We start from the raw sequence: 10,746 nt of genomic DNA, 5'->3' as shown, positions 1-10,746 counted from the left end.
GCGAACGAGGCCCGCGACATCGACAGCATCCGCCGGGCCCTCGGCGAGCGCCGGCTGTCCGCCTGGGGCACCTCGTACGGCACCTACGCGGGCGCCGTCTACGCCACCATGTTCCCCGAGCGCACCGGCCGGCGCGGTCGGCTGCTGACCGGGACGGCGGGCCCGGTAGCTGGTCCGGTACGCGGCCGGGGAGACCCCGAGCTGGCGGCGGAAGTGCCCGCGCAGCGCCACCGGCGAACGGAACCCGCAACGGCGCGCGACGTCGTCCACCGACAGCTCCGACGTCTCCAGCAGCCGCTGCGCCTGGAGCACCCGCTGGGTGATCAGCCACTGCAACGGCGCGCTGCCGGTGAGCGTGCGGAACCGCCGGTCGAAGGTGCGCCGGCTCATGTAGGCGCGAGCCGCCAGCACCTCGACGTCGAACTGCTGGTTGAGGTTCTCCAGCGCCCAGGTGACCACCTCGGCCAGCGGGTCGTTGCCGATCTCTTCAGGTAAAGACTGATCGATGTACTGGGCCTGTCCTCCGCCGCCGCGACGGCTGGGCACCACCAGGCGGCGGGCCAGCGCGTTGGCCGCCTCGGCGCCGTGGTCGCTGCGCACCACGTGCAGGCACAGGTCGATCCCGGCAGCGGTGCCGGCCGAGGTGAGCACGTCGCCGTCGTCGACGAACAGCTCGCGCGGGTCGACGTGCACCCGCGGGTAGCGCTTGGCCAGCGTCGGCGCGTACATCCAGTGGGTGGTCGCCGGGCGGCCGTCGAGCAGGCCGGCGGCGGCCAGGACGAAGGCGCCGGTGCAGAGCCCGATGATCCGCGCGCCCTCGTGGTGGGCCTTGCGCAGGGCGGTGATCGCCTCGACCGGCGGCGGCTGGGAGATCGAGCGCCAGGCGGGGACGACGATCGTGCCGGCCCGGGCGAGCGCCTCCAGGCCGTACGGGGCGGAGAGGGTCAGGCCGCCGGTGGTGGCCAGCGGGCCCTCCTCGCCGGCGCAGACCAGCAGGCGGTAGCGGGGCACTCCGGCGTCCTGGCGGTCCACGCCGAAGACCGAGAGCGGGATGGAGCTCTCGAAGATCGGAGCGCCGCCGAAGATCAGGACCGCGACGGTCTCCCGGCGGCGGCGGCCGGACAGCTTGCGCGGGGCGGAGGCGGTCACCGGGGTCGGGGAGCCGTTCGCACCGGGCCCGCCGTGGCCCATCGGGCCGTGGCCGGAGGCGCCGGGCGCGAGGCCGCCGAGCGGACCGCTGCCCGCTCCGGGGACGGGCCCGCCGGGGGCGCCGTTCAGGCCCGGGGGGCCGGCGGGGTAGCCGGGATGGCCGGAATGGCTCGCGTGGCCGGGGTGGTTCGGATGACCGGCATGGCCGGGGTGGCCGCCGTAACCCGGGTGGCCGGAATGGCCCGGGTGCTCGCCGCCGTAGGACTGGCCGGGACTGACGGGTCCTCGGCTGACGGGCGGTCCGCCGAAGGACTGCCCTCCGAAGGACGGTCCGCCGTAGGCCTGCTGGCCTCCGTAGGGCGTCGCCGCACCGTACTCGGCGGCCGGTGCCGCACCGGGGCCGACGCCGGTGCCCGCCCCGGGGGAGGGCACCGCGGGGTACGAGGAGTGCGAGGCGGCGCCCGAGGCGCGGGTGGTGGCGATCGCGGAGGTGCCGGTGCTTCTCGCGGGTCGGCCGGCGCTGCCGGCCACCGCCTGGCCGCTGTCAGGACCCGCGTCGCTCCTGCTCACCCTGCTCAAGGCGCTCAAGCCCCCTCGGTGGTGTGGTGTGGGTGGTGCGGCACTGCTGGCCAAGATCGAAATCTATCGGGTGGACCGTTGCCGTTGTGACAAGTTCACCATCCGACGCTATGTCGACATGGCAATTTGGCGTGATGCATTCGATCACGAAGCGTGGCACCCGTCGACCTTTCTGGGAAGAGGGCCGGGGTAACGGTGGCTGGTTGTCGCGGGGCCGTTCCTGGGGCGTCCGGCTCCGGCGCGCCCGGCCGGCTGGTCTGGGCTGCGGATTTGCCCAAGCGGGAGGGACCGGCGTGAAATTGACCGAAAATCGGCGGTGCACGAGGGGGCGCACAGGGAGAAGTCGTGCGCCTCCCAGGCTTCATCCGGCCAAGCGGGAGACGGCAGAACCGGGAACCGGACCGCCGGGTTACGGTCCTGCCGTGAACACCAACAGCCGGCTCGAACGGGCCAACGACAACGCCGCCGCCTTCTGGCTCGCCCAGGCCCGTGTCCACGGCTGGCAGTCCCGCACCCGACCGGGGCTGACCGCGGTCCGCTGCGCCCGCACCCCCGACGACGCGCACCGTATCGTGCTGACCCGCCCCTATGGCGAACCAGGCTCCGTGGAGCAGGAGTTGGCCGACCTTCTGGCCGAGTGGTCGACCGTGCGCTGCACCGTGGAGGACCCGTACGGCGGCCTCGACCTCTCCGGCCTCGGGGCCTCGCGGATGCCGCTCATGCCGGTGATGGTCCGGGACCCCGGCCCGGTCGACGGCGCGACCACCGTCCTGCCCGCGGTCTCGGAGGCACACGGCGGTGGCGTCCTGACGGTCGATGAGGCCGGGGGCGGCGAGAGCTTCGCCATGGTCGAGTGGGCGATAGTGGAGGGCTTCCCGCTGCCCGCCCGACAGCCCTGGGTCCGCGGCGAGGCCCTTCCGGAACAGCTGCTGGACGTCCCCGGCTGGCGGGGGTGGCTCGGCCGGGTCGACGGCAGGGTGGCCGGTACCTGCCTCACCTATGACGACGGTCAGGCCACCGGCGTGTACTGGGTCGCCACCATGCCCGACTGGCGCGGTCGGGGGGTGGCCCGCGCCGTCCTCCGGGCCGCCCTGGCCCACGCGCACCCGGACCGCCCGGCCACCCTGGTCGCCACCTCGCTCGGCGAACCGCTCTACCGCAAGCTCGGGTTCGTCGAGCAGGCGCGCACCTGCTGGTGGACCCGTACGTCGGTGGTGCCGGCGGAGTAACCGGAACCAGGTGGCCGGGGCGCGAGGTGAAGGGGGACCAGGGCCGGGGCGGAGGGGGATCGGGGCCGGGGCGGAGGGGGATCGGGGCGAGGGTGGGGCGGACGTCGGGGTGTCGGGGGCCGGGGCGTCGGGAGGTCGGGGTGCGGGGCGTCGGGAGGTCGGGGTGCGGGCGCCGGCCGTCGTGGCGGCAGGACCGTCGTAGGGCGCCGGCCGGGGTGCTACTGGGCGGCCGCCACCGCGGTGCCGGACACGACTGTGGTCGATGCCGCGGCGGGTGCTGCGGGTGCTGTGAGTACTGCGGGTGCCGTGAGGGGTGCCGGGACGAAGGCGGCGCGGGTGGCCGCAGCGGCGTCGGCGCCCGTTCCGGCGTCGGCGCCCGTTCCGGCGACGGTGCCGGCCTCGGCGATCACGGCAAACCCGCCGGATCGGTTTCGGACACCGGAACCGCCTGCGGGAACGCGTTCGCCGGCCCTCCCGGCGTCGGCGGCACCGGATGCACTCGGACCGTTCGGGGCGGCCACCGCGGGACGTGCGCCGGACCGTGCGCCGACCAGCGCCGTCGCGCGTGCCTGCACCTCCGCCGGTACACCTGTCGGCGCCCCCGTGGGCACTCCCGCCGCCGCCCGTCGGAGCGTCCCGGCGGAGCGGACGCCCGGCCGGGGCGAGGGCGCGTTCCGCGCGGAGAGGACCTGGCCGACGGCCTCCGGCAGGCCGGCCGCCTTCAGCGTCGGGCGGTAGCCGTTCTCCGCCCACGGCCGGCCGTGGTGCAGCCAGACGCTGCGCAGCCCGGTCAGCTCGGCACCGGCGATGTCGGCGGGTGCGTGGTCGCCGATCATCCAGGTGTGTGCGGCCCAGTCCCCGGTGGGCACGATGCCGCACCGCCGGGCGGCGATCCTGAAGATCAACGGGTCGGGTTTGACGCAGTCGGCCTCCTCGGAGATGACCCAGCCGTCGACCAGCGGGCCCAGCCCGGTTCGCCGGATCTTCTCCAACTGAGAACGGGTGCCGCCGTTGCTGACTATGCCGAGCGTCCACCCGGCGGCCCGGGCGGCCCGCAGCGCCTCGATGTTCCGGCGGGGGCAGTGGATGTGGGAGTTGATGCCGCGTCGGTAGTGAGCGAGCAGGAACTCGGCGGAGACGTCCAGGCCGTAGCGGCGCCGGACGGCGGACAGTACGGTGCTGCGCGGTACGTAGCCGCCGCCGTCGAGGGTGACGAACCAGTCGAGGTCTCCGGGTGGCAGCCGGTGGTCGGACAGGAAGTCCTGCGCCCAGGACCGGAACGCGGCGTCCCGGGGCAGCAGGGTGTTGTCGAGGTCGAACAGGAGCAGGGGCATGCCGAGCATGGTGCCAGCGGCCGCGCCCATGCATCTGGCAAATGCCAGACGGCGTCGCGAAGCCGTACGGAGTGGCTGAAACGGCCTCCGCACGCCCGTGACGAGTGGCGATTCTCCGGGCGGACGAGGACTGTTGGGGCAGCCCGGACGTCACGGTTCGCGACGTGCCGCAACGGATCGTCGCCGATCCATGACAGTCCGGTCACGGTGTCCCGTGAGGCTGTTGCGCGGCCCGGTCCGCTCAGTCAAGCTCCAGGGAACCTCCTTTCCGGAGGGGGCGCGATCACCTGTGAACGGGGCGCACTGCCCCGGCGGGCGCATCCCTCTTTCGCGGGAACAACGTCGTTCCGGGGCTTCGCCGCTGGGCTGGGCCCCGCGCCCGTCGTACTCTGAAAGGAACAGGTCACATACGGTGCTGCGCGTCGCAGACCGACGTCACCCCGTGGGCGGGCCTGCTGCCCGGGCAGCGTTGTCCTCCTCTTCTGTCGGCCCCTCTCCATCGAAGAGCCGTGAGCCATGGCTGGTTTTGAGCCTCCCCGACCGGTTGAACCGGACACACCCCGCAGCGTGGGCCCGGACGGCGGGTCTGCCTCCGATCCCCCCGACGGCCGGGCCGAGGGCCGATCGGATCGCCGGACCGACGGCCGCAGCGAGAGCCACGGCGACGGGTACGGCGACGCGCACAGCGCCGGCCGCGGTGACGGTCGCAGGGGTGACGACCGGGGGGAAGGCGGCAGTGGGTACGACGGCCGTGGGGGCGACGGTGCGGACGAGTCCGCCGGCGGGCGTGCGGACGGGCGTGCTGACGCGGGACAGCCGACGGAGGCAGGGGAGCCCGACCCGGGGCACGACGACCCGCGGCACGACGACCCGCGGAGCGGCTTCGCGCGTGCTCTGCGCGGCTTCGGCCGCCGGGGCAGCCTCGCCGCCCGAGGGGACCGCCCGGGGCCGCGCCAGCGGCGTGGCGAACCCCCGGCTGACCCTGCGGATCTTCCGGTGACGGGCCGCCTGGGCCCGGGTGCCGAGCGCCCGGAGACAGCCCCCGGCTCGGCCGGTCCGCTGGGCGGGCCCACCGAACCGTCCGGGCAGGACACCCCGGCGCCGTCCCTCGACCCGGTGTTCCAGCACGGCGTGGTGGTCGGCTTCGACGGCTCGCTGTCGAGCGAGCGCGCCCTCGCCTACGCGGTCGGCATGGCGCGCCGTTCGCAGTGCGGCCTGGTGATCGTGCACGTCGCCAACCGCCTGCCCGCCACGGTCTGGGCGGGTTGCGAGCCACCGGTCTTCGTCGACCTCCCCGACCACCGGACCGAGGTCCTCGGACTGGAACTCGCCTGCGCGGACTTCCTCACCGGGGTGCCGTGGATCCTGGTCGAGCGCGGCGGGGACATCTGCCACGAGATCGAGGAGGTCGGCCGTGAGTACGCCGCCGACGCGATCGTCGTCGGCACGACGCACGGCCTGCTCGGCAAGATCTTCGGCTCGGTCTCCGGACGGCTGGCGCGGCGGGCCAACCGCCCGGTGATCGTGATCCCCTGAAGCCCGGCTCCCGCGGCTTCCATCGAAATCCCTTCCAGAGGCCTCCTCCTGATGCCCTGTTCGCCACCGGGCGCCACAACTCTGCTTGTGAAGCGGAGCGTTGAGTGGCGCGCCGAGCGGTGAATCGAACTGGTCCACCACCCCGGTGGAATCGGCTCAGGAGGTGACCATCAGGAAGTGATCGTCACGAACCGATGCCGAGCTCCCGGGCGATGAGCATGCGCTGGACTTCCGACGTGCCCTCCCCGATTTCCAGGATCTTGCAGTCGCGCCAGAAACGGGCGACCGGGAATTCGTTCATGAAGCCGTACCCGCCGTGGATCTGGGTCGCCTCGCGGGCGTTGTCGACGGCGGCCTCGGACGAGTACAGCTTCGCGATCGCGGCCTCCTTCTTGAACGGTTCGCGGTGCAGCAGCCGGGAAGCGGCGTCCCGCCAGGCCAGGCGGGAGGTGTGGGCGCGCAGCTCCATGTCGGCGAGCTTGAACTGGATGGCCTGGTTGGCGCCGATCGGCCGGCCGAAGGCCCGGCGCTCGCCGGCGTACTTCACGGACTCGTCGACGCAGCCCTGGGCCAGGCCGGTGGCCAGGGCCGCGATCGCGATGCGGCCCTCGTCGAGGATCCGCAGGAACTGGGCGTAGCCTCGGCCACGCTCACCCAGCAGGTTGGCCGCGGGAACGCGGCAGTCGGTAAAGGACAGTTCGCGGGTGTCGGATGCGTTCCACCCGACCTTCGAGTACTTCTTCGAGACCTGGAAGCCGGGGGTCCCGGTGGGCACGATGATGGAGGAGATCTCCCGCACAGGCGAGCGGAATTCGCCCTCTTCACTCGAACGAGCGATCGGTTCGGTGAGCGCGGTGACGGTGACCAGGCCGGTGATGTCGGTGCCGGAGTTGGTGATGAAGCACTTGGTCCCGTTGATGACCCACTCGTCGGTGGCCTCGTCGTACCGCGCGGTGGTGCGGGTGGCCCCCGCGTCCGATCCGCCCTCCGGCTCGGTGAGGCCGAAGGCGCCGAGGAGTTCGCCCGAGGTCAGCCGGGGCAGCCACTCGCGCTTCTGCTCCTCGGTGCCGAACCGGTGGATCGGCATCGCGCCGAGTGAGACGGCGGCCTCCAGGGTGATCGCCACCGAGGAGTCGACGCGGGCGAGTTCCTCCAGGGCGATGCCGAGGGCGAAGTAGTCGCCGCCCATGCCGCCGTACTCCTCGGGGAAGGGCAGGCCGAAGAGCCCCATCCGCCCCATCTCCCGGACGATCTCGTAGGGGAACTCCTCCCGCTCGTAGAACTCGCCGATCTTCGGCTTCACCACGTCCTGGGCGAACTCGGCGACGGTGCGCCGCAGTTCCTCGTACTCGCTGCTGAGTCGGTGGTCGAGCATCTGATCCTCCTGGCGCCCGGCCGGGGCGGCCGCGGACGTGAGCGGAATGACCGGCGTTCGTCGGATGGTGTGACGGTCGCACGGTGCGATTGAGGGATGGGTGTCGAGCGGTGGTGCGGTGATGCGGTGATGAGATAGTGCGATGCGGTGTGGCGCCGGCCGGACGGTACGGGCGACCGGCGCCGGAGCGGGCGGGTCAGCCCCCGGTCGAGCCGAGCAGCGCCTGGACGGTGCGGGAGGGGCTCGGGCGGCCGAGCCGCCCGGCCATCCAGCCGCTGGTCGCGACGAGGGCGCGCAGGTCGACGCCGGTCCGGACGCCGAGCCCGTGCAGCATCCAGACCAGGTCCTCGGTGGCCAGGTTGCCGGTGGCGCTCTTCGCGTACGGGCAGCCGCCCAGGCCGCCCGCCGAGGCGTCCACGGTGGTGACGCCCTCGCGCAGCGCCGCCAGGGTGTTGCTGAGCGCCTGGCCGTAGGTGTCGTGGAAGTGCACGGCGAGCCGGCCGACCGGGACGCCGGCCCGCGCGAAGCCCGCCAGCAGGGCGGTGACCTGGCCGGGGGTGGCCACCCCGATGGTGTCGCCGAGGCTCAGCTCCGCGCAGCCCAGCTCCAGCAGCTGCACGCCGTAGCGGACCACCTGGTCGACCGGGACGGGGCCCTCCCACGGGTCGCCGAAGCACATCGAGAGGTAGCCGCGGACCGCGACCCCCGCCCCGGTGGCCCGGGCCACGACCGGCCGGAACATCTCCATGGCCTCGTCCGCCGAGCGGTTGAGGTTGCGGCGGGCGAAGGTCTCGGTGGCGCTGGCGAACACCGCGATGTCGGAGGCGTGGTGGGCGAGCGCGCGGTCCAGGCCGCGCTCGTTGGGCACCAGCACCGGCAGCCGCAGGCCGGGGTGACGCTCCGGCAGCTCGGCGAGCCGGGGGACCAGCTCCTCGGCGTCGGCCAGCTGCGGTACCCATTTCGGGTGAACGAAGCTGGTGGCTTCGACGGTGCGCAGGCCGGCGGCCGCGAGCCGGGCGATGAACTCGGCCTTGACCTCGACCGGCACCAGGGACTTCTCGTTCTGCAAGCCGTCGCGCGGTCCGACCTCGTGGATCCGGACCTCCTCGGGCAGGCCGGGGGCGCGGACCGGCTCCGGCAGGCCCAGGTCGAGGGCGTCGGGCTCGCGGGCGGGGGCGGTCACGACCGCACCTCCGCGGGCTCGGCGGGGGCGTCGGCCGGTTCGGCCGTTGCGCTCCCACTCGTCGTGCCCCCACTCGTGGTGCCCTCGGCCGTCGTGTCCTCGACCGGGGCGACGACGACCAGCAGGTCCTCCATCGCGACGGTGGCGCCGGCCGTGGCCCGCAGTTCGGCGACCACGCCGTCGTGTGGTGCGGCGATCACGTGTTCCATCTTCATGGCCTCCAGCACGAGCAGGGCCTGGCCCTTGCGGACCGTCTCGCCCGCCGTGGTCTTGACGACCGTGACGGTGCCGGGCATCGGGGCGGTCAGGGCACCGTGGTGCGCGCCGGTTCCGGCGGCGCTCTCGACCACCGGGTCGTAGGCGTGCAGCGGCCAGGCGTCGCCCTCGACGCCGAGCCAGGTCACCGGGCCCGCGGCGAGGCCGGGAGCGGTGTCGGTGGCCAGCGCGAACGTGGTCCTGAGGCCGTCGACGGTCAGGTGCAGCCGGTCGTCGGCCAGGGTCGCGCGGGCGCGGTGCGCGGGGCCCTCGTCGAGCCGGAGTTCCACCTCGCGGGTCGGCCCGGCGGAATTGTCAGTGGCATCGGCTACGTTGCCCGCAGTGATCGGACGGACGCGCACCGCCACCGGGTCCTGGCCGGGGGTGCGGAGGCGGTGGGTGGTCCAGGCGGGGGTGCCGCCCAGGCGCCAGCCGGAGGGAAGGGAGAACGGATCGGTCCAGCCGCCGGGGTCGGCGGCGGGGACGAGTTCCAGGTGCCGTGCCAGCGCGGCCGTGTAGTAGAGGAGGTGAGCGGGTGACGGCGGTTCGGCCGCCACGGTCGCGTCCGGGGTGATCGCGTCCGGGGTGGTCGCGTTCGTGGGTGAGTACGGCGAGGCGAGCAGGGCCGGCTGCTCCTGGGCCGTCTGCTCCACGAGGCCGGTGTCCAGCCGGCCGGCGGCGACCTCGGGGTGCGCGAGCAGTCGGCGCAGGAAGCCGGTGTTGGTGGTGACGCCCAGGATGCGGGTGTCGGCCAGTGCGGCGCGTAGCCGGCGCAGCGCGGTCGGGCGGTCGGGCCCGTACGCGATGACCTTGGCGAGCATGGGGTCGTAGGCGCTGGTGACGACGGTTCCGGGGGCCACCCCGGAGTCGACGCGGATGCCCTCGCCCCGGGGCTCGTCCAGGGTGAGGATGCGGCCGCCGGTGGGCAGGAAGTCCCGTTCCGGGTCCTCGGCGCAGATGCGGGCCTCGATGGCGTGGCCCAGGAAGGAGATGTCGGACTGGGTGAAGGAGAGCGGTTCGCCGGCGGCGACGCGCAGCTGCCACTCGACCAGGTCGAGCCGGGCGGCGTCCGGGCCGACCGCGACGGCGAGTTCGGTGACGGGGTGTTCCACCTGGAGACGGGTGTTCATCTCCATGAAGAAGAAGTCCCGCACCCCCTCGGCGGTGGAGGCGTCGGTGGAGGCGGGGGCGTCCGGGTCGACGCCGGGGACGATGAACTCCACGGTGCCGGCGCCGGTGTAGCCGCAGGACTCCGCGGCGCGGACGGCCGCGGCGCCCATCGCGGCACGGGTCTCGGCATTGAGGAGAACGGAGGGAGCCTCTTCGATCAGTTTCTGGTGGCGGCGCTGAAGGCTGCACTCGCGCTCGCCGAGGTGGACGGTGGTGCCGTGGGCGTCGGCGAGCACCTGCACCTCGATGTGGCGCGGCCGGTCGACCCAGCGCTCCAGCAGCAGGGTGTCGTCGCCGAAGGCGGTGCGGGCGACGCGACGGGCGGCGGCGATCTCGGTGGGCAGGTCGGCGCGGTCCCGGACGAGGCGCATGCCCTTGCCGCCGCCGCCGGCGGACGGCTTCAGCAGTACGGGGTAGCCGATCTCGTCGGCCGCGGCGACGAGATCCCCGTCGCTGGGCGCGGTGGCCCGGCTGCCGGGGACGACCGGGACGCCGGCGGCCCGGACGGCCTCCTTGGCGTTGATCTTGTCACCCATCAGCTCGACGGCACCGGGAGGTGGCCCGATGAAGACGAGGCCCGCGTCGGCGCAGGCGCGGGCGAAGCCGGGGTTCTCGGCGAGGAAGCCGTAGCCGGGGTGGACGGCCTGGGCACCGGTGCGGCGGGCGGCGGCGAGGATCTGGTCGGTCCGCAGGTAGGTCTCGGCAGCCGAGCTGTCGCTGCGGCCGGCCGGACCGAGCCGGACCGCGGCGTCGGCCTCGCGGACGTGCGGCGCGTCGGCGTCCGCGTCGCTGAACACGGCGACCGAGCGGACGCCGAGCCGCCGCAGGGTGCGGATCACCCGGAGAGCGATCTCGCCGCGGTTGGCGACCAGAACTGTGTCGAACATGGGAGGCGTTCCTCCGGGTCGAGGGGAGCCGTACGAAGGAGGTGGCGGT

Annotated in this window: 7 protein-coding genes; 2 read left to right on the top strand and 5 right to left on the bottom strand. The window is 73.8% G+C overall.

The window, feature by feature from the left end; genetic code table 11:
* Positions 1–1,191 (bottom strand): helix-turn-helix domain-containing protein (locus BU198_RS23965; RefSeq protein WP_411293225.1); only part of this gene is annotated, 1,191 nt, incomplete at its 3' end.
* A gap of 959 nt (positions 1,192–2,150) precedes the next feature.
* On the opposite strand from BU198_RS23965, the gene BU198_RS43910 reads away from it, so the two are divergent.
* Positions 2,151–2,957, top strand: a complete 807-nt coding sequence (locus tag BU198_RS43910) for a GNAT family N-acetyltransferase (RefSeq protein WP_188298931.1) — start codon at positions 2,151–2,153, stop codon at positions 2,955–2,957.
* Positions 2,958–3,175: 218 nt separating this feature from the next.
* On the opposite strand, the gene BU198_RS23955 is transcribed toward BU198_RS43910, so the two are convergent.
* Positions 3,176–4,291 carry an HAD family hydrolase gene (locus BU198_RS23955; protein ID WP_188298930.1) on the bottom strand — a complete coding sequence of 372 codons (1,116 nt, stop codon included), beginning with the start codon at positions 4,289–4,291 and terminating at the stop codon, positions 3,176–3,178.
* Positions 4,292–5,350: 1,059 nt separating this feature from the next.
* Between BU198_RS23955 and BU198_RS23950 the strand changes: the two genes are divergently transcribed.
* The gene (locus BU198_RS23950) at positions 5,351–5,827 is read left to right on the top strand and encodes a universal stress protein (RefSeq protein WP_049653914.1); all 477 of its coding nucleotides are present in this window, start codon (positions 5,351–5,353) and stop codon (positions 5,825–5,827) included.
* 184 nt (positions 5,828–6,011) lie between these two features.
* On the opposite strand, the gene BU198_RS23945 is transcribed toward BU198_RS23950, so the two are convergent.
* The 3 genes from BU198_RS23945 to BU198_RS23935 all read right to left on the bottom strand — a co-directional run bounded on the left by BU198_RS23945 (position 6,012) and on the right by BU198_RS23935 (position 10,697).
* A complete protein-coding gene (locus tag BU198_RS23945) occupies positions 6,012–7,202 on the bottom strand; it encodes an acyl-CoA dehydrogenase family protein (protein ID WP_188298929.1) in 1,191 nt (396 codons plus the stop codon).
* A 196-nt stretch (positions 7,203–7,398) separates the two neighbouring features.
* Complete coding sequence (locus BU198_RS23940) at positions 7,399–8,385, bottom strand: hydroxymethylglutaryl-CoA lyase (RefSeq protein ID WP_317620293.1); 987 nt, start codon at positions 8,383–8,385, stop codon at positions 7,399–7,401.
* Complete coding sequence (locus tag BU198_RS23935; RefSeq protein ID WP_188298928.1) at positions 8,382–10,697, bottom strand: biotin carboxylase N-terminal domain-containing protein; 2,316 nt, start codon at positions 10,695–10,697, stop codon at positions 8,382–8,384. Before BU198_RS23935 ends, BU198_RS23940 begins: the two co-directional genes overlap by 4 nt.
* Positions 10,698–10,746: the final 49 nt, after the last annotated feature.

Source organism: Streptomyces sp. CBMA156, assembly GCF_014596515.1.
Lineage (GTDB): Bacteria > Actinomycetota > Actinomycetes > Streptomycetales > Streptomycetaceae > Kitasatospora.
This window is presented reverse-complemented; position numbering and strand designations above follow the sequence as displayed.

Bases quoted from the DNA above. Each gene is read 5' to 3' on its own strand.
- BU198_RS23955 (WP_188298930.1), bottom strand. From the start codon at position 4,291: ATGCCCCTGCTCCTGTTCGACCTCGACAACACCCTGCTGCCCCGGGAC.
- BU198_RS23945 (WP_188298929.1), bottom strand. From the start codon at position 7,202: ATGCTCGACCACCGACTCAGCAGCGAGTACGAGGAACTGCGGCGCACC.
- BU198_RS23935 (WP_188298928.1), bottom strand. From the start codon at position 10,697: ATGTTCGACACAGTTCTGGTCGCCAACCGCGGCGAGATCGCTCTCCGG.